Raw genomic sequence first — 18,567 nt, forward strand, 5'->3', positions numbered from 1 at the left:
ACAGGCAAGGACTTTTTCCAAAGATCAGATTTTGTCTTATGTAAACTTGTGTGTGGAAACAGAAGAAGCAGTTAAGACCGGGAGGTTAAATGACCGAATGGCGGTGGAATTGCTGCTGACACAAAAATATTAGGGTTTAACGATTAAACCGGTAAAACTTGGTTATTTTATTTGGAAAGGAGGTCAGGATGGAAGAATTGTTGAAAAAAAAGCAGATAAGGGTATTTTTATCAAGGCTGCTGCTTGCTATGCTGGTTATTATATTTTATAAAATTGTTATGAATGTTTCAGATGTGATGGTTTGGCTTAAATCATCTACAAAAGTACTTATTCCCTTCTTTTATGGATTTGTCATAGCATATCTGCTGAATATCCCATGTTCTGCGCTTGAACGACGCTTAAACAGGCTTAAATCCAGTCCGTTTCAAAAGAGGTCCAGGGGGATCAGTGTTTTTATTATTTATGCTTTATTTATCTCTGTTGTTGTTCTGGTTATTAACAAGGGAATTCCCCTGCTTCAGAGAAGCATTTTGGATTTTATAACAAATTTCAATACTTATTATAGTAACGCCATAACGGCTATTGAACAACTGCCGTTAGAAAAGTTTGGCTTATCGGATAAGCTGGGAGAGATTTTGCCGCCCCAGACTGCCTGGAAAAATGTGTTGGAAGGAATTGGCCTGAAAGAAGTAATGGGCTCACTAAATGCTGTCTTGGGAGTTACTTCCCATATTTTTAGCGGATTTATTACAATTGTATCTTCCGTGTATTTCCTTCTGGAAACTCATAATGTTAAATTTCAGATGAAGCGGCTCATGGATTTGTTTCTTCAAGAAAAAACCAGAAATGCAGCTTTAAGGTACGGAACCATTATCAATGACAGTTTTAAAAAGTTTATTGTCTGCCAGCTTTTAGATTCCCTGATTTTATGTACGATTACCACCATTGAATTTACCATACTTGGTTCCAGGTATTCGCTGGCGCTTGGGGTCATGCTGGGGATCTGCAATATTATCCCTTACTTTGGCTCAATTTTTGGCTCCATAGGCGTTGTGATTATTATTGCGTGTACGAGCGGAATCAATACAGGGGCGATTGCCGGTCTGGTTTTACTTGTTACTCAGCAGATTGATGGAAATGTGATACAGCCAAAGCTTATGGGAACCTCATTTTCCTTAAGCCCGGCTTTGATTGTTATAGGAATCACTGTGGGTGGTGCAATTGCAGGGATATGGGGGATGGTTCTGGCAGTACCCGTGGTTCATATATTAAAGATTATTGCCGGGGATGTCATTGCAGCCAGGGAGAAAAAGGTTCGGGAAGCTTATGCAGAGCCGGTCCCAGTCAATGCGGACCCTTTCCCGGATGATGTCTCTTCCGGCCATAAGAAGTAGATTTACCTAAGTGAGCAGGTTCTTAAGAACCTGCTTTTCTGTTTATGGCATAAGATAGAGTGCTGCTTCCATAGATGATTGTTCGTCTATGGAAATAGCACTCCTTTCTTTATGGACCGGGTATTACGGAATCCCCCTTTTATCTCAGCAAATTTCATCAGCTGGTGTTTTTTTCTTCATCGTTATTACAACAGAGATCCTGATAGGCTGAAATGGTACTCAGTGTATCACCAAGCTGTGAAAATATGGAACTTATCAAAGCGATTTCATCAGCAGACCGTCCCTCGGCGATACGGCAGGCCATGGTAGATATAAGAATTACAAGTTCACAGGGTTGCATAAATATATCACCTCTGGATAGTATATGTGCCAGAGGGGCGGCAAGACAGAAAATATCTTACACTATTTTATAGATGTTAAAAGGTTCAAATAGTATCAGATAATTATCTTTTTGCAGTCCTTTTCCGTATATTGTCTGATAGCAGTGAATGGCATCAAGCAAAAACTCTTCCGTTACATCCAGATGTTCCGCAATTTCGTACCCATTCCGGCATCCGGCTTCTTTTGCCGCCACCAGCTTATCAAGGGTTATCATTTTATTGTAAGCCCAAAGCCTTGCAGTACGCTCCTGCTTCTGGTTGGACACATCGGACTGGTCCAGAATATCGCCGGTGGTGGTATGGTAATGTCCCAGCTCTTCCGCCAGAACGCAAGCCTTCTGACAATCTGTCATATCCTGGCGGATCAATATCTGGGTGCCTTTAATCCTGCCGTCATTGGCTATCAGCGGCCGTTCCTTTATGATGATTCCATGGGAATCCGCTTCTTCTAATAAAGATTCATAGTTCAAATAAATCACCTCAATGAGTTGTCTTTTATTCATCAAAAAAGGCATCATCGTGCTTCTTCATTTCTTCTGTCACCTCAATGTCGGTCCGTTCATGGGCTGCAACCGGTTCCAGGTAGGTTCTGCTGTCAGTATTAAAAATATTAACCGGGCTTTGGCTTTTTACGTATTCGGGGATATGAACCATTTCTCTGACACGTTTTAGGGCTTCTTTCTGCCCTTTCTCATTTAAACGGTGAAAATTCTCAATCATTTCTCCGGCATATTCCCCGAAACGTCCGCTGATATAGTCAAAAGCGGAAGCAGTATCGCTTTCCCAACCCATGAGATAGGCTGGGGTTGTCCTCAAAGCATTGGCAATTGCTATGATCTTTGACTGGGGAAGCCCTCTTCCGTCTACCTCGATTTTATTAATGGAAGAACGGGATTTATAGCCGGCCTTTAACGCCAATTCTTCCTGCGAGATCCCAAGCTCTTCCCGTCTCCTTTTAATAATCTGTCCTATTTCCACAGGATCACCTCCATAACGGTATTATATCACGGTGTAGAAAGATATTCAACAAAATTGCAAAATGTTGTTGACAAATATAGGACATGGGAGTATGATAACAAATGTAGACAATATGACTACAAAAGAAAAGAAAGAAAGTATGAAAGATACAGTTCAGCTTATTGATGAAATTAAATAGCCCGAACTGGAAAAGGGGCAGTTGCAGCAAAACTGAATCTTTCAAACGATTAAAAAGCTGTACAGGTTATTGAGGATTGCATAATTGCGGAAAAAGAGTATTTTTTTTACCAATCATGTAGACTAAATGACTACAATGGACTGAGAAAAGGAGAATCCTATGAAAGTGAAAGAACAAGGGAAGGTAAGAAGTCCGACAAAAAAGGAACGAATCCGGTTTAGGGAAAGGCAGGTGCCGGAAGGAAAGGCTGGAGGCATAGGAAAGGGGGGATTATATGTATAACGAAATCATGGATGGAGTTATCAAACGGTTGGAAGAGTTTTTTCCGGAAGCCAGGATCGATACAAGCCCTTTTGGGGAAGGGATTTCTGAACCTTATTTTGAAGTCGGACTTTTAGAGACGTTTGAAAAGCCAGTGAACGGGCAGCGTTATTTCCGCAGCATAAGCATGTATGTAACGTATAACTGCCAGAATTCAGTACAGCCCTCAAGGGACAGGAATCTTGTTCTGGATGTTCTTATGGATAAACTGGAATACATTACTCTGGAAAACGGCTCTTTGATAAGAGGCAGCAGCAGAAAGGGTAAAAGCGAAGGGGAGGCCCTAAACTTCCTGGTGGATTATCAGGTCTACATTTTAAAAAACGGGGAGTCGGAAGAATTCATGGAAGATATTAAATTAAAATGAAAGAGGTGTTATCGTGGCAAAAAAGAACGTAAAAGAAACGGACGGGACCAGCGTAATACGTTATACAAAGGATCAGCTGATCAGTTCAGAAAAGTATCGTAATCAGAGGGACTTAATAAGTGCTTTGTTTGATGATAGGAAAGTATATTCTGTAACAGAAGCAGAAGAAATCATAAATCAATTTATGAAAGGAAAGGTGAAAGTATGTTAGGTGGAGGAAATTTTACAATTCAAAACAAAGTATTTCCTGGTGCATATATCAATTTTGTAAGTACTGCTTCGGCAGGCGCATCCATGGGAAACAGGGGGGTGGCAGCAATCCCTATGGTTCTTGAATGGGGACCGGAGAAAGAGATATTTGAGGTTACATCAGAGGATTTCCAGAAAAGGTGTAAAGAAATTTTTGGCTATGCAATGGACGATGCGGCTATGCTTCCGGTCAGAGAGCTTTTCCGAAATATGACGAAGGGAATTTTTTACCGCTTGAATACAGGGACACATGGGGCAAACGAATATGGCACGGCAAAATACTCTGGTAACAGAGGAAATAATCTGATGACCATTATTGCGAAAAATGTTGATAATAATTCAAAATTTGATGTGAAGACCCTGTTTGCAGGAAGAGAAGTTGATCGCCAGACAGTTGCAGAGGCAAAAGAGCTGATGGATAACAGTTACGTCATATTTAAAAAGGATGCCGAACTGGCAGAAACGGCAGGACTTCCCTTTACAGGAGGTGCCAATGGTGCTGATGTGACAGGAGAGGATTATGCAGAATTCCTGGATAAGATGGAGAGTGCTTCCTTCCAGATTCTTTGCTGTCCTTCTGCTGACGGTAAGGGTAAAAGCTTTGTTTACAGCATTTACAAAACGTATGAGGGATGAAGCTGGTGTGAAGTTCCAGACTGTATTACACCAGTATTCCAAGGCTGATTACGAGGGTGTCATCTCCGTTGAGAATGAAGCGAAAGAATCAGCTACAGGCCTTGTTTATTGGGTTGCTGGCGCAGAAGCCGCATGCCCTGTCAACAAGACCATTGAAAATAAAGTTTATGACGGGGAGTATACCGTTAAGGCTTCCCATACCCAGGCTCAGCTTGCTGATGCAATAAGGGCAGGTAAACTTATGCTTCACAGTGTAGGAAGTGAAATCAGGATTCTGACTGACAGTAATACTTTGGTTACTTATACAGAGGAAAAAGGGGAAGATTTCTCTAACAACCAGACAGTCCGCGTTCTGGACCAGATTGGAAATGACGTTGCTTCTCTTTTCCATACACGTTACCTGGGTAAGATTTCAAATGACGATGCAGGACGGGTAAGTCTTTGGAATGACATTGTTACATATGGAAACAGCTGGCGGTATTAAGGGGATTGAAGCTGTAAATTCGGAAGAGGTTACTGTGGAAAGGGACTGGGCAAGCGGTCCGTTGTGGTGAATTTCCCGGTGAAACCGATTAATTCCATGAGCATCTTATACATGACAGTAATTGTATCATAAGAAAGGGGTAATGAACATGATAATATTACAATGGACGCATGGGACGCTATCAGGCCACAAAGCAGAGTGCTATATCAATCGGAAACGAACGTTATAATTTTATGCAGGCTTTAAACCTGGAGGCTAAGATTGAAAAGGTAAAATCAGAGATCCCGATTCTGGGACGAGCATGAAGGGGAATAAGACCGTGGGATGAAAGGAAGGGATCAGCTAACTTTCCATTACATACAAGCATTTTCCGGATATTTTATACAAGTTCCAGCAGACCGGAAATGATATCTATTTTGATATCCAGGTGACCAATGAGGACCCTGCTTCCAGGGTAGGCCGTCAGACTGTGATTTTAAAGGATTGCAACTTAAATGGAGGAATTATCACCAAATTTGATGCAACAGGAGAATACTTAGAAGATGAGTTTGAATTCACATTTGAAAGCTGGGAGATGCCTGAAAGATTCAGCAATCTTGCGGGAATGCAGTAAAAGAAGAAAGGAATAAAAGGATATGGGAGATTTAAGTTGTTTTTTTAAGCCAGAATGCAGTTAAGGCGGAGCATGAAAAGTTCGTTGCTTCCAAACGTTTTTTAGGTCCGGGAAAAAAACCTGTGGAATGGGAGATTAAAGCCATTACTCTAAAGAAGATGATCCCTAAGAAAAGAGAGCACGAAAAGGGTTCAGGTAACAGGAAAAAAGGGACAGTATACCCAGGAGACGGATTATAACCTTTATCTTGGGAAGCTGGCAGCTGAATGTACGGTTTACCCTAACCTAAATGATAAGGAATTACAGGATTCCTATCATGTTATGGGGGCAGACGGACTTTTAAAGGCCATGCTGACTGCAGGCGAATACGCAGGTTATCTGGAACGATTCAGCAAGTGAATGGTTTTGATATTACACTGGAAGAGCAGGTTGAAGAGGCAAAAAACTGATAGAAGGGGTGATATGGAAGCAAATATTGCTTACTATTGCCTCCACAAGCTCCACAAATGGCCTCATGAGTTTCTAAGCCTGGACAGGTATGAACGGGCGTTTGTTATGGCAGCGGTACAGCTTAAGCTGGAAAATGACAAGAAAGAGGCACAAAAGACGAAGAGTGCCAGAAAAAGATAGAAGAATGGAAGAGCATCTTTTAGGGTGTTCTTCCAAAAAAAAGAAAGGAGGGAAAGCGTTTGGCAACAATACAAAATTCAATACAGCTTCAGGATGGAGCCTCCTCCGTATTAATGAAGATCAATCAGTCAATCAATATTACAAGCCAGTCTTTTCGAAAATTCCAGATGGCGACAGGTGGTTTTATAGGCTTGCCAGGGATGTCGGCATCCATAACAGATATTCAGAGTATGGGAATTCAATTTGAACAGGTCACTGAAGTAATCGTACAGGCCAAGGAAAAGCAGGAAGAGTTAAATAAAACCATTGATGATGGTAAGAGCAAACTCCAGGATATGAAGAAACTCTGGGATAAAGCATTATCTGGTTTAGGTAAGATGGGAATCAACACCAGTCCTATGGATATATTTAACCAGGCAAATGATATAAAAGCAGCCGGAAATCTCATACAGTCTAGGACCGGAATGCAGGGGCAGGATCTGGATATGGCAAAGCAAAGTGCTAAAAATCTATATGTGGATAACATAAGCGGCAGTCCTGAAGATGCAGCAAAGAGTTTATCTTCGTACATCAGATGACTGGTCAGACAGGTGATAGCCTGGAGCAGCTTACAAGAGCAGGATTGCTCCTTAAAGACACCTTTGGTTACGGCCTGGCAGACAGTATCCGCACTGCAGGAGTGCTGCAGGAGCGGTTTGGGGCTACCGGTGCCCAGTCATTAGACTTAATCGTACAGGCAACCCAGGCTGGACTTGATAAAAATGGAAAACTGCTTGATTCGATCAATGAATACTCTTCTCAGTTTAAAAACTTGGGCTTTGAAGGGGCAGAAATGTTTAACATGCTGATTAATGGAGCGCAGAATGGAGAGGTTTCAGTCAGTACTTTAGGTGAGGCTGTAAAGGAATTTTCATTAAGGGCTGTTGGCGGAGGAAAGGACGCTCAGGAAGGTTTTTCAGCTTTGGGGCTTAATGCTGGCAGGATGACCGAGGCATTCGGAAGTGGTGGTGAAACGGCAAAGCAGGCATTCCAGCAGACCATCGCCGCTTTAAGCAGTATGGAAGATCCCGTCAGTAGGAATATAGCAGGAATGAAACTGTTTGGCAGTGCCTGGAGAGAGCTTGGCAGTGAAGGAATCATGGCATTGTCTAACTTGGATGGGTCCGTAGAACTGTCAACGGAACACCTTGAAGAATTAAATAACATAAAATACAACGATGCAGCCAGCGCACTGAGCTCTTTGGCAAAGACGGTAAATATGGGACTTGCCGGTCCCATAGGCAGTACAGTTGACAATATAACCAAAGCGATCAACAGCTTCACAAACGGGCTTAAAGGAAATGTTGGTGAAATCAGCGGGATTTTTGGTGCCATTGGATTTGTAGCAGGAGTTGTGGGGAGAGCTTTTGCAGAAATATGGCCTGTGATTGAGCCTGTTCTATGGGGAATTATTGCGGCTTTGATTGTTTACAATGCGACCATGAAGGAAGGGTGGATTGAGATAATAAAGAATGCGGCTGCTTTGGTGTGGGAGACAACTTGCAATTGGGCTGCAGCAGCAGCTGCTTTTGCATCAAAATTAGCTCACGAAGGGTTAAATGCAGCATTAGCTACCTGCCCTATTAATTTTATAATTATGGCAATTATCATATTAATAGCGCTTTTTTATGCAGGTGTAGCTGCTGTTAATAAATTTGCCGGAACCTCTTACAGTGCAACCGGGATAATATGCGGTGCTTTCGCGGTAGCCGCTGCATTTATAGCCAATATACTAATGGGGATCCTGGAAATTGGTTTAGGAGTCATTGAATATTATTATAATGGCTGGGTAGCTTTTGCAAACTTTTTCGGAAATCTGTTTCATGATCCGGTAGCTTCGGTGATACACTTATTTGCAGATTTAGGCGATAGAGTTCTTGGTGTTATACAAAAAATAGCACAGGGCCTGGATTTTATATTTGGTACACATATGGCAGATACTGTGAAAGGCTGGCGGGATAATTTATCGAATCTTGCCGATGAGCTTGCTGATAAATATGGAAATGGAACATATGAAGTCAAAGCTGAAAAACTGGATATAGATCAAGTGTTAGCTGGTCTCAACTGGTCTCCGGAGCGATTGAATTATAGTGATAACTATCATAAGTGGTATGAGTCTGGAAAAGGTATTGAAGATAACGCAAAGGGAGGCTTTGATAAGATAAAAGGTTTCTTCGGAGGACGGTCCTCACAATCAGACTTGCCCGGAACAACTGACAGTATTGCCCAGAGTACCGGAGATACTGCCATGAATACAGCAGCCATGGCAGACTCAATGGATATCATGGATGAGGAATTAAAATATATGCGAGATGCTGCAGAACAGGAAATCATCAACCGGTTCACTCTTGCGGAACTGAAGTTAGATGTAAATAACAACAATACCATAAAGAATGTGGCTGATATTGATGAAATGTACCGCAGACTCGGGGATGCTACCAGCGAAATTCTTGCTTCAGCTGCGGAAGGAGTGAATATATAATGGCATATGAAGTTTACATTGACGATATGCTTCTTCCGCTGCCACCGGAAAAAATACCCGTAAAGTATAACGGACAGAATAAGACGGTGAACCTGATTAACGGCGAAGAAATTAATCTGGTCAAACCATTTGGTCTTGCGGAAATAAGCATTGATGTGATTATTCCCCAGATGGATTATCCCAGTGCAATTTGGGATGGAAGCATTAACGGGTCAGAGGATTTTCTGGAAAAGCTCCAGGAGTTAAGGGAGGGCCAAAACCCCTTTGAATTTACCGTTATCCGGCAAGGGATGGGGGGGAACAGTCTTTTTGATACCAGTATGGATGTAATTCTGGAAGATTATAAGGTTACAGATGATGTAAGTGAAGGACTCGACCTTATCGTTTCCCTCACAATGAAGGAATATAAAAATTATGGAACTAAAATTATGAATTTTACTATTGTTGAAGAGAAGCAGGAAATAGAGTCTGTGCAGCAGGAAGAGGAACGTCATGGAGAGCCGGCGCAGGTAAAGAATTACACAGTCGCAAAGGGAGACTGTCTATGGTCCATAGCAAAAAAACAGCTTGGCAATGGGAACCGGTGGCAGGAAATCCATAATCTAAACCGGGACAAGATAACAAATCCAAATGTTATTTATCCAGGGCAGGTTCTCACCATGCCATAGGAGGTAGGAAATGGAAGCACATTTATATATCCAGAACGGTCAGACCGTATATGAGCCGGTGGTGAAAGGGGCTATTACCTGGGAAACACAGCGAAGAGGGCAGCCTGGAAAGTGCTCTTTCACCCTAATCCCAGACAGGTGCCTCCAGATTGAGGAGGGCAATGCCCTCCGTCTGGATGTGGATAAAAAACCTGTTTTCTTCGGATTTATTTTTGAGCGTAACTGGAGCAGCAACGGAGAGGTGAAGGTTACCGCTTATGATCAGCTTAGGTATCTGAAAAATAAAGATACCTATAATTACACGGATTTAACTGCCGGAGAAGTGATCCAGATGATAGCCAATGATTATCACTTGGAAACGGGAGAATTACAGGATACGGGTGATAGAATATCCAGAAAAGAAAAGGATAAAACGTTGTTTGATATTATCTTAAACAACTTGGATCTTGCAATGATACATACGAAAAATCTGTTTACCTTTTATGACGATGCAGGAAAGCTCACCCTAAAAAATATGGAGAACATGAAGCTTGACATTATGATTGATGACAAGACAGCTCAGGATTATGACTATAAGGTAAGCATTGACAGTAATACTTACAATCAGATCAAGCTGTATTGCGATAATAATGATACAAAACAAAGAGAAATCTATATGACTAAACACACCGAAAATATCAACAAGTGGGGGATTCTGCAGAAAGACGAGTCCATCGATCAAGGGGTAGACGGCCAGGCGATTGCAGAAACATATTTGACTTTATACAACCGCCCCTCCCGGATCCTGTCCATCAAAGACGCCTTTGGAGATATCCGGGTACGTGCAGGTTGTCTGATTCCGGTATTTCTGGATATAAAGGATATGGGAGTAAAAAACTATCTGGTGATCGAGTCTGCAGCCCATAAGATTGATGAGGGGGTGCATACCATGGATTTAACATTGAGAGGGGCGAAAATCAGTGGCTGATGTAGAGTGGATTGAAAATATTAAACGGATTGTAATTCAGGCTATTGAAGCTGGAGATCCATGTGATGTAATTCCAGGAACTGTAATAAAGGAAAATCCAATGGAAATACAAATTGACCAAAAAACAATCCTGTCCAATTTACAGGTTATTTTGCCGAAGCAATTCACTGATCATGCGGAGGTGATGAATATTCCGGGAATGGGAGAGGTGTCTGTAACCATAAAAAATGGATTAAAAGCAGGTCAAAGGATTCTTCTGCTTCAGAAGAGAGGCGGACAACAGTATGTAGTGATAGGTATGTGGTAATAGGTTCATGAAAGAAAGGAGGTGTTGCCATGATTCCGGTGGCAGGTAATATTTTAGAGCAGGATTTTAAGGTTGTTCATATGCCGTCAAAGACTTTTCGACTGGATATGGAAAAGAAGCGTGTGATTGGAATGGCAGATGGTCTGGAGGCGGTAAGGCAAGCGGTTTTCTGTATTCTTAATACAGAGCGGTTTGATTGGCTGATATACAGTTGGAATTACGGCATGGAGCTTAAAGGTTTATTCGGAAAGTCGGCAGGGCTGGTAAAAGCAAAGATCAAAAAGAGAATTAAAGAAGCATTACAGCAGGATGACAGGATTCAAAGCGTTGACACGTTTTCCTTTGAAAGCAATGGGAGGATACTCCATGTAAAGTTTACAGTTCATACCATTTTGGGTGAATTTGAGGTAGAGAAGGAGGTGGATATATAATGTATGAAAATATGACGTATGAAGTTATTTTGAAACGAATGTTGGATCGGGTTCCCAAGGGATTGGATAAAAGGGAGGGATCTCTGATTTATACGGCGCTAACTGCAGCGGCGGCAGAAATGCAGATCATGTACATAGAATTTGATACAATTTTAAACGAAACCTTTGCAGATACTGCATCCAGAGAAAATTTAATTCGTAGAGCAGGAGAGCGGGGATTGCAGCCAAAAGAAGCAACCAGAGCTGTTTTAAAAGCGGTAGCGACCCCTGATACAGCCGCGATTTCAATTGGTGACCGTTTCCGTCTGGGGCTTAACTATTATGTGATTTCGGGCAGCATGGGCGGAGGAATCTATCAGATTACATGCGAAGCTGCCGGAACTAATGGGAATCACCAGTTTGGCCGATTGATTCCGTTATTGAATATTCCGGGACTGACAGCTATGGAAATGACAGAACTGCTAATTCCTGGAGAAGACGATGAGGAGACGGAGGTGTTCCGAAAAGTTTATTTTGATTCTTTTCATGAGAAACCTTTTAGCGGAAACCGAAAGGACTACAAGGATAAAACCAATGGCATTCCGGGAGTTGGAGCAACGAAAATAACCAGGGCATGGAATGGTGGTTCTACTGTTAAATTAACAATACTGGATTCTAACTTTAACAAGGCTTCCGATCTTTTAGTACAAACTGTTCAGGAAACAATTGATCCTGAGCAAAGTGGAGGCGGAGATGGTCTTGCACCGATTGATCATATTGTAACCGTGGATACTGCCAAGGAAGTGAAGATACAGATTAACAGTACTCTGGAATTTGATAACAACTATCCTTATAAGGTTTTACTGGAACAGATAGAGAGTGCGGTTGATGCTTATTTGGGAGAACTAAGAGCTTCATGGGAAGGTCTTGGAGATCATGGGTGTATTGTAAGAATCTCACAACTGGAATCAAGAATTTTGGGAATCCAGGGTATTTATGATATCAGCAGCACACGTATAAATGGAGCAGCAGAGAATCTGGAATTAAATAAGTACCAGATTCCAATATATGGGGGGATTGAAATTGATTCGAGAAGTTGATTTACTGTCCTATATTCCTGACTTTATTAAGGAATATGAAGAAATGAGAGCCGTACAGGAGCTGATCCAACCGGAGATACAGAGGTTGGAGGATGAAACAGAGGTTGTGTTTAACAATCAGTTCATTTCAAGCTCCGACAGTAAAAGTATTAAACGTTACGAAAAAATGCTGCTTATCCAGTCTTTGCCTGATGATACGCTGACTGACAGACGCTTTATGGTGTTATCAAAATGGAATCGAATGATTCCATATACAAAGGTAACGTTAAGGCAAAAACTCTCTATATTATGCGGGGAGGATGGTTTTACGTTGAAAATTGATCCGAAAAAGGTTATTACTGTTAGGGTGGCATTAAAGAGTAAACGGAATTTTTATGAAGTGAAGGAAATGCTGGAGGAATTTGTACCTTGCAATATGGTCATAGACTTGGACCTGCTTTATAATCAACACAGTTTGCTCTGTGAATTTACTCATAAACAATTAGCAGCCTGGAGTCACAGGCAGATAAGAAATGAGGTGCTTATCAATGGGAAATGAAACAAAAAATTATAAGTTTCCGAAGCCTAGTGAAGATGATTTTTATGATATTTCAGAATACAATAAGGCTATGGATATATTAGATGAAACGCTGACGGGAATGAGTGATCGGAAGCTTGATCGTAATGGAAATGCTTCCAATGTAGTTACTGAGTTCAGCCAGGAAATTTTACGTAATAACATTGTATCAGGAGAAAAATTATCAGTCTCCCATGGAAAAATACAAAAGTGGTTTTCGGAGATGAAAAATATAGCATTTTCCGGACTGGCATCGGATGCCACTCAGGATGCGGCTCACCGTTTTGTGACGGATACAGAGAAAAGCAATTGGAATGCTAAGGTTTCGGCTTCCGGGGGCGATATTTCTGGGACAAAGATAGGTTCGCTTGAAACTATAACATCTGAATTTCCGGTTCCTTCTGAAGGGGAGACATCAAAGATGTTTCTGGGGAAGGTGAAAAAGTTTATTCAAGATTTTAATAATTTTAAAACGGGGATAATTACTGTTGGGAAGTTGGTCAATAACGGGCAGACTACGGCAGCAGGGTATGCTTTGGATGCAAGGTATGGGAAGACGTTGTATGATATGTATACTCAATTAAATGCTGATTTAAATAATACGGGGATTGTAAGGGAGAATCTTTTTAGTGGTACGGCACAATATAACCGGACATATGAAACAACTAAGTCCTTTTACGGGTATCATTTGTTTCAAGTCTTAATCGACTGGAATCCGACGATCTGCCTGAAAAACTGGTTCAGTGAAACACAAAATGCGTTAATAGGATTTGCTGTAAACGTACAACCAAATTACACTGACCTTTATCGCTTCGAGATAGTTTTTTCCAATGCGGTTGTGGCAACCACATTTTATACCAACGTTATAAGCAAAACCAGAATATACCAGAATGGACCCATGAGTATAGTTATAATACTGCTACTATACAAAATATTGTGGGAATTCGTATTGGAAAATGATCATTTAAGCAATATACCAGACAGAGAATAGTACTCCGCCTGAAAATGCCCTGTTAAGTAATAGCTCTATAGATCTGCGGTCTGTATTCGGTTTTGAGCATAATATTTGGACATCTCTATTAGTATTTACGGTATCATTGATGTTAATTTGCGGAAGTGCTACCACGCAGGGGTAATCCGTTAATGTATCGTTTGGAAACCCTAGGTCGGCAAGCGGTATTCTTATCCAGTCTCTACCGCCAGAATCAACAATAAATTTACGCCATACCTGATACGACGATAATAACTCATATCAGCATATTATTGAGCTGGTGGTAGACCAAATCGGCCATTCCTTTTAAAATAGACATCAAAGGAGGGCTTATACAAATGATAGAACAGATACTGGAGAAAGTGATCAATGCCATGATGCCACACCTAGATGGCGGGCAGATGGAGCAGCTGCACAATGCATTGTATATCAATTTTCATGGCGTTGAGGTTAAGGAAGAATGTTACGAGGTGACAGAAACGGGCATTGATGGTGACGCCATGAAAGTGAAAATGTTTGTGGCCAGCAAGAAAGCAGTTAACCGGCAGGATAATACCTTAAAGCAGTATACAACGGAAATCTGTAAGATGCTGGATTTTTTAGGAAAGAGGATTGAGGACATTACAGCCATGGATTTGCGTTATTATTACGGGGTCATGAGGGAGCAACACGGCATCAAAATGACCACCATGCAGACAAGGCTGCATTATTTATCTAGCTTCTGGGATTTCCTTACCACAGAAGAGCTTGTGACCAGTAACCCGGTTAAGCGTGTCGGAATCCTGAAGCTAGCCAAGACCATTAAAAAACCGTTTTCCCAGGAAGAAATGGAAGCACTTAGGATTAATTGTACGGAACTGAGGGATCGTGCAATTATGGAGTTTTTATACAGTACAGGTGTCAGGGTATCAGAGTTGGCGTCACTGAATGTTTGTGATATTGAAATGGGGAGGCAGGAGTTGATTGTATTTGGTAAGGGAAGTAAGGAAAGAAAGGTTTATCTGACGGATAATGCCAAGTTTTACTTGAAGCGTTACCTTAAAGAGCGTATGAAGGAGGAGGAAATAACCGAAGAAGAATTGGAAAATAAGCCTTTATTTACTACATTGGATCAGCCACACGCTCGCCTGACAGTTGCCGGAGTTCAGTATATGCTTCGGGAGCTTGGACGACGTGCGGGTGTGAAGAAGGTTCATCCGCATCGGTTCCGTAGAACTATAGCAACAGATTTGTTAAATAAAGGGATGCCGGTGGAGCAAGTGTCAAAGCTTCTGGGGCATGAAAAACTAGATACTACAATGATTTACTGTACGGTTCAGGAAGAAAATGTCAAGGAATCACACCGAAAGTTTGCATAAATAGCTGATATGGATTGATTTTAAGTGGTCGGAAACGGGTGCTTTATTAAGTTTACCATTTTTTAGCACAAAAGTTGGGAATGCGCAATATGGAGTCGTGAGAGGTGACTAAGTAAAATGCTGATATAGTTATTATCGTCGTATAGGTATGGCGTAAATTTATTGTTATTCTGGCGGTAAGACTGGATAAGAATACCGCTTGCCGACCTAGGTTTCCAAACGATACATTAACGGATTACCCTGCGTGGTAGCATTCCGCAAATTAACATCAATGATACCGTAAATACTAATAGAGATGTCCAATATTATGCTCAAAACCGAATACAGACCGCAGATCTATAGAGCTATTACTTAACAGGGCATTTTCAGGCGGAGTACTATTCTCTGTCTGGTATATTGCTTAAATGATCATTTTCCAATACGAATTCCCACAATATTTTGTATAGTAGCAGTATTATAATATACTCATGGGTCCCATTCTGGTATATTCTGGTTTTGCTTATAAGTTGGTATAAAATGTGGTTGCCACAACCGCATTGGAAAAAACTATCTCGAGCGATAAAGGTCAGTGTAATTTGGTTGTATTTACAGCAAATCCTATTCGCATTTTGTGTTTACTGAACCAGTTCAGGCAGATCGTCGGATTCAGTATTAAGTACTTGAAACAAATGATACCCGTAAAAGGACTTATTGTTTCATATGTCCGGTTATATTGTGCCGTACCACTAAAAAGATTCTCCCTTAAATCGTATTATTAAATCAGCATATTATTAAGTGATCTCTAGAATTCCTAAAATTAAACATCTCTTTATACAAGGAAACAATCAAATTTAATTAATAAAGATGATCTCGAATACAATTCAATATAAAAAACATCTAGTTTTAAAAATAGTACAACGATAAAATTCAATAACAAAATAATTATTAAAAATGAGGTGAGAAAAAATGAAGCACACACTATGTGTCTTGATCGGAATCATTGGCAATATCATCACAACCCTTTTTGGTGGCTGGGACACTGCGATCGGTACCCTGATCTTATTCATGACCATCGATTTTTCCTCCGGCCTAGCTGTAGCCGGAATATTCCACAACAGCCAGAAGACAAAAACAGGTACTCTTGAATCAAAAGCAGGCTGGAAAGGCCTATGCAGAAAATGCATGACCATACTATTTGTATTAATCGCCCACCGACTAGACTTATCCCTAGGAACCTCCTACATACGAGATACGGTCATCATCGGTTTTATGGCAAACGAGCTCATATCTATAGTAGAAAATGCAGGCCTTATGGGCCTTCCTCTTCCAGCGGCTATTGTTAAAGCCATAGATATTTTAAACAAAAAATCACAAACATCACAATAAATATGAAAAGCCATCAAAAGCCCATCTTTAATCCCGGTACATTCCCTCCCAATAAATCATATAATAATAACAGAAAGGACAAGGTGATTTAATGGTTAAAAGCGAAGCAACAGAAACTATGCCAAACATAGAGCTTTTGGGAATACAGGAAAATCTAAAGAATTCCGATTACACGGAGATTGAACGTTTCCGGGAATCCTTTGATGCAGATGAGATGGGCTTTGTGGGTCTAAGGGAAGGAATCTAATATGGAAGTTCAAAAACTATTGACACCATACAACTATAGCAACGGTCAGATTGACCGGATAAAATATATTGTAATACACTATGTAGGAGCTCTCGGAGGAGCAGAAGCAAACTGTAAATATTACGCCTCCCAATACATTGGAGCCAGTGCTCATTATTTTGTCGGTTTCAGCGGAGAAATATGGCAATCCGTTGAGGACAAAGATATTGCATGGCATTGCGGCGCAAAAACATATACCCATCTGGAATGCCGCAACAGCAACAGCCTGGGAATAGAGTTTTGTGTCAGGAACAATGGAAGTCAGACAGATACAAGCAGAGACTGGTATTTTGAAGATGCAACAGTAGAGGCTGCCGCCCAATTAACAAAAGAACTAATGAAACAGTACAATGTCCCGGCGGATCATGTAATCCGCCATTATGATGTAACGGGAAAAATCTGTCCCAACCCTTATGTATACAATCACACTCAACATACCTGGGATAGCTTTAAAGCAGCACTTGCAGAAGAGCAGCATAAATCCGGTTGGATTGAAGAAGAGGGTGGATGGAGATTCTACTTAGGGAATACCGGAAATTATGTTACGAACGATTGGTATAAGGACGGAGAAAACTGGTACTGGTTCGACGGTGCCGGATTTATGGTAAAAGATACATGGAAAACCGGGTCAGATGGCAAATGGTATTATTTAAATAACAACGGTTCAATGGCAAAGAGCCAGTGGATCAACTGGAAAGAAGAGCTGTACCGGGTTACGGAAGACGGAAGCCTGTTTGAAGGAAAAATGAATCTGAGCACTGATGAAAAAGGTGCCCTGCATATAGTCTGAAAAAAGACGGGAGCCCGGCAATCCGGCCCCGTCTAAAATTATGGAAGCCATCGAAAGATGCTGGAAAATATTCATACACTATGCTAAAATTGCCTGTATAGCAGATCATTGTGTATCCCATGGAGTTTATCAGAAGAAGATCCAATGAATCAGAGGCAGTGGAATTTTTCGGCATTCTACTGTTGGGGGTCTCCATCATGCTTTTCCGGTATTCATGGACAGAAGTCGGTTTTTCTCCTGAAAATGTACTCCGAACTATTTTATTAGGAGCATTTCTTGGCGCCGTTGTTTTTACTGCAGGCTATGGTATTGAAATACTGATTCAATCGTTAACAGGCAATTTTTCAGGACTTAAGTTTTACGTAACCAGCTATTCCGTTTTAGGCAACCGGGGTATGCAAAACAACATTCTTTTTATCATGATCTGTTTAGCAGGAAACATGATCAATGTGATAATGGAAGAGGGAGTTTTCCGGGGATTGTTTGTCCGGCTGGCAGAAGAAAAGCAATCTTTTCCTGCCGCATGTATCCTGTCTTCCGTTCTCTTTGGAGTTTGGCATATCATGCAGCCCTTAAGAAATGTAATAGACGGTAATCAGTCCATGGCAGGTGCATTTATGGCTGGCCTGATTCTGGTGGTCACCAGTACTCTGCTTGGAATTCAGTACTGCATGCTTTACAAGCTCACAGGATCCCTGTGGGCAGGAATGGCGGCTCATTTTGTGAATAATACCACGGCCAATCTGCTGCATGTGGTTACGGCTTCCGGTGTGGATGAACTGCTGACTGTCCGCATTACCATTGCACAAACCCTTTCATTTCTTATAGTACTTTTCTTTTGTATCTCTCGAAACAGAAAGAAATAGCTCCCATCCGTGTGGAAGAAATGAGAACAATCTTCTCAAATAAACGTCTGGAGGGAAAAGTGCATAAAAACAACGATGATAATTCGGCATTTATAACAAACAATATAAAATATATTGACACAGGCCTTAGAAAATGTTATTTTGTAATCATC

The 18,567-nt window shown here is 41.2% G+C and carries 26 protein-coding genes and 3 pseudogenes; 26 read left to right on the forward strand and 3 right to left on the reverse strand.

Going from position 1 to position 18,567, the window contains the following annotated elements; genetic code table 11:
- Both BMX69_RS25060 and BMX69_RS00010 read left to right on the forward strand, forming a co-directional pair.
- Positions 1-133, forward strand: a pseudogene (locus BMX69_RS25060) (DNA polymerase III subunit delta); the annotation flags it as partial.
- A 55-nt stretch (positions 134-188) separates the two neighbouring features.
- Entirely contained in the window at positions 189-1,394 is a 1,206-nt protein-coding gene (locus tag BMX69_RS00010; protein WP_100041182.1) for an AI-2E family transporter, read from the forward strand.
- Positions 1,395-1,551: 157 nt separating this feature from the next.
- On the opposite strand, the gene BMX69_RS00015 is transcribed toward BMX69_RS00010, so the two are convergent.
- From BMX69_RS00015 to BMX69_RS00025, 3 genes are read right to left on the reverse strand one after another with little or no spacing between them, the layout of a single operon-like run.
- Positions 1,552-1,734 carry a DUF6774 domain-containing protein gene (locus BMX69_RS00015; protein ID WP_054791520.1) on the reverse strand — a complete coding sequence of 61 codons (183 nt, stop codon included), beginning with the start codon at positions 1,732-1,734 and terminating at the stop codon, positions 1,552-1,554.
- A 57-nt stretch (positions 1,735-1,791) separates the two neighbouring features.
- A complete protein-coding gene (locus tag BMX69_RS00020) occupies positions 1,792-2,277 on the reverse strand; it encodes an ImmA/IrrE family metallo-endopeptidase (protein ID WP_330387553.1) in 486 nt (161 codons plus the stop codon).
- Entirely contained in the window at positions 2,270-2,752 is a 483-nt protein-coding gene (locus tag BMX69_RS00025) for a helix-turn-helix domain-containing protein (protein ID WP_100041183.1), read from the reverse strand. Before BMX69_RS00025 ends, BMX69_RS00020 begins: the two co-directional genes overlap by 8 nt.
- Before the next feature lie 337 nt (positions 2,753-3,089).
- On the opposite strand from BMX69_RS00025, the gene BMX69_RS24875 reads away from it, so the two are divergent.
- The 24 genes and pseudogenes from BMX69_RS24875 to BMX69_RS00115 all read left to right on the forward strand — a co-directional run bounded on the left by BMX69_RS24875 (position 3,090) and on the right by BMX69_RS00115 (position 18,415).
- Positions 3,090-3,212, forward strand: coding sequence for a hypothetical protein (locus BMX69_RS24875; protein WP_278280702.1), 123 nt, complete (start codon positions 3,090-3,092; stop codon positions 3,210-3,212).
- On the forward strand, positions 3,205-3,618 hold the full coding sequence (locus BMX69_RS00030) for a phage tail terminator family protein (protein ID WP_092240300.1): 414 nt from the start codon (positions 3,205-3,207) through the stop codon (positions 3,616-3,618). Before BMX69_RS24875 ends, BMX69_RS00030 begins: the two co-directional genes overlap by 8 nt.
- 13 nt (positions 3,619-3,631) lie before the next feature.
- Positions 3,632-3,829 (forward strand): hypothetical protein, encoded by a 198-nt coding sequence (locus BMX69_RS00035; protein WP_242941328.1) that lies wholly within the window; start codon positions 3,632-3,634, stop codon positions 3,827-3,829.
- Positions 3,823-4,503, forward strand: coding sequence for a phage tail sheath N-terminal beta-sandwich domain-containing protein (locus tag BMX69_RS24610; protein WP_242941329.1), 681 nt, complete (start codon positions 3,823-3,825; stop codon positions 4,501-4,503). Before BMX69_RS00035 ends, BMX69_RS24610 begins: the two co-directional genes overlap by 7 nt.
- Positions 4,493-4,987, forward strand: coding sequence for a phage tail sheath subtilisin-like domain-containing protein (locus BMX69_RS24615; protein WP_242941330.1), 495 nt, complete (start codon positions 4,493-4,495; stop codon positions 4,985-4,987). The genes BMX69_RS24610 and BMX69_RS24615 overlap by 11 nt, the downstream gene beginning before the upstream one ends.
- Before the next feature lie 170 nt (positions 4,988-5,157).
- Positions 5,158-5,292 carry a hypothetical protein gene (locus BMX69_RS24995; protein WP_330387555.1) on the forward strand — a complete coding sequence of 45 codons (135 nt, stop codon included), beginning with the start codon at positions 5,158-5,160 and terminating at the stop codon, positions 5,290-5,292.
- Between the two features lie 122 nt (positions 5,293-5,414).
- Positions 5,415-5,600, forward strand: coding sequence for a phage tail tube protein (locus tag BMX69_RS25000; protein WP_334292467.1), 186 nt, complete (start codon positions 5,415-5,417; stop codon positions 5,598-5,600).
- Between the two features lie 95 nt (positions 5,601-5,695).
- Positions 5,696-5,839 (forward strand): annotated as a pseudogene (locus BMX69_RS25065) (hypothetical protein); the annotation flags it as partial.
- Positions 5,826-5,999 (forward strand): annotated as a pseudogene (locus BMX69_RS25070) (phage tail assembly chaperone); the annotation flags it as partial. The pseudogenes BMX69_RS25065 and BMX69_RS25070, both read left to right, overlap by 14 nt.
- 63 nt (positions 6,000-6,062) lie before the next feature.
- A complete protein-coding gene (locus tag BMX69_RS24290; RefSeq protein WP_166433157.1) occupies positions 6,063-6,230 on the forward strand; it encodes a hypothetical protein in 168 nt (55 codons plus the stop codon).
- Positions 6,231-6,289: 59 nt separating this feature from the next.
- Positions 6,290-6,808 (forward strand): hypothetical protein, encoded by a 519-nt coding sequence (locus BMX69_RS00055; protein WP_100041184.1) that lies wholly within the window; start codon positions 6,290-6,292, stop codon positions 6,806-6,808.
- Complete coding sequence (locus tag BMX69_RS00060) at positions 6,805-8,751, forward strand: phage tail tape measure protein (protein WP_100041185.1); 1,947 nt, start codon at positions 6,805-6,807, stop codon at positions 8,749-8,751. The genes BMX69_RS00055 and BMX69_RS00060 overlap by 4 nt, the downstream gene beginning before the upstream one ends.
- A complete protein-coding gene (locus tag BMX69_RS00065; RefSeq protein ID WP_100041186.1) occupies positions 8,751-9,419 on the forward strand; it encodes a LysM peptidoglycan-binding domain-containing protein in 669 nt (222 codons plus the stop codon). The genes BMX69_RS00060 and BMX69_RS00065 overlap by 1 nt, the downstream gene beginning before the upstream one ends.
- Positions 9,420-9,429: 10 nt before the next feature.
- A complete protein-coding gene (locus tag BMX69_RS00070) occupies positions 9,430-10,386 on the forward strand; it encodes an XkdQ/YqbQ family protein (RefSeq protein WP_100041187.1) in 957 nt (318 codons plus the stop codon).
- Complete coding sequence (locus BMX69_RS00075; protein ID WP_100041188.1) at positions 10,379-10,693, forward strand: DUF2577 domain-containing protein; 315 nt, start codon at positions 10,379-10,381, stop codon at positions 10,691-10,693. Before BMX69_RS00070 ends, BMX69_RS00075 begins: the two co-directional genes overlap by 8 nt.
- Before the next feature lie 29 nt (positions 10,694-10,722).
- Complete coding sequence (locus BMX69_RS00080) at positions 10,723-11,124, forward strand: DUF2634 domain-containing protein (RefSeq protein ID WP_054791514.1); 402 nt, start codon at positions 10,723-10,725, stop codon at positions 11,122-11,124.
- Positions 11,124-12,203 carry a baseplate J/gp47 family protein gene (locus BMX69_RS00085; RefSeq protein ID WP_054791513.1) on the forward strand — a complete coding sequence of 360 codons (1,080 nt, stop codon included), beginning with the start codon at positions 11,124-11,126 and terminating at the stop codon, positions 12,201-12,203. Before BMX69_RS00080 ends, BMX69_RS00085 begins: the two co-directional genes overlap by 1 nt.
- Complete coding sequence (locus BMX69_RS00090) at positions 12,187-12,741, forward strand: putative phage tail protein (protein ID WP_157724374.1); 555 nt, start codon at positions 12,187-12,189, stop codon at positions 12,739-12,741. The genes BMX69_RS00085 and BMX69_RS00090 overlap by 17 nt, the downstream gene beginning before the upstream one ends.
- Positions 12,731-13,750 carry a hypothetical protein gene (locus tag BMX69_RS00095; RefSeq protein ID WP_100041190.1) on the forward strand — a complete coding sequence of 340 codons (1,020 nt, stop codon included), beginning with the start codon at positions 12,731-12,733 and terminating at the stop codon, positions 13,748-13,750. Before BMX69_RS00090 ends, BMX69_RS00095 begins: the two co-directional genes overlap by 11 nt.
- Positions 13,751-14,088: 338 nt before the next feature.
- On the forward strand, positions 14,089-15,108 hold the full coding sequence (locus BMX69_RS00100) for a tyrosine-type recombinase/integrase (RefSeq protein ID WP_100041191.1): 1,020 nt from the start codon (positions 14,089-14,091) through the stop codon (positions 15,106-15,108).
- Between the two features lie 945 nt (positions 15,109-16,053).
- Positions 16,054-16,473, forward strand: a complete 420-nt coding sequence (locus BMX69_RS00105) for a phage holin family protein (protein WP_100041192.1) — start codon at positions 16,054-16,056, stop codon at positions 16,471-16,473.
- Positions 16,474-16,564: 91 nt separating this feature from the next.
- Entirely contained in the window at positions 16,565-16,720 is a 156-nt protein-coding gene (locus BMX69_RS24005) for a hypothetical protein (protein ID WP_157724375.1), read from the forward strand.
- Between the two features lies 1 nt (position 16,721).
- Entirely contained in the window at positions 16,722-17,549 is an 828-nt protein-coding gene (locus BMX69_RS00110; RefSeq protein ID WP_100041193.1) for a peptidoglycan recognition protein family protein, read from the forward strand.
- A gap of 119 nt (positions 17,550-17,668) precedes the next feature.
- Positions 17,669-18,415 (forward strand): CPBP family intramembrane glutamic endopeptidase, encoded by a 747-nt coding sequence (locus BMX69_RS00115; RefSeq protein WP_100043727.1) that lies wholly within the window; start codon positions 17,669-17,671, stop codon positions 18,413-18,415.
- The last annotated feature ends 152 nt before the right edge of the window (positions 18,416-18,567 follow it).

Origin of the sequence: Lacrimispora sphenoides JCM 1415 (assembly GCF_900105615.1) — a bacterium.
Lineage (GTDB): Bacteria > Bacillota > Clostridia > Lachnospirales > Lachnospiraceae > Lacrimispora > Lacrimispora sphenoides.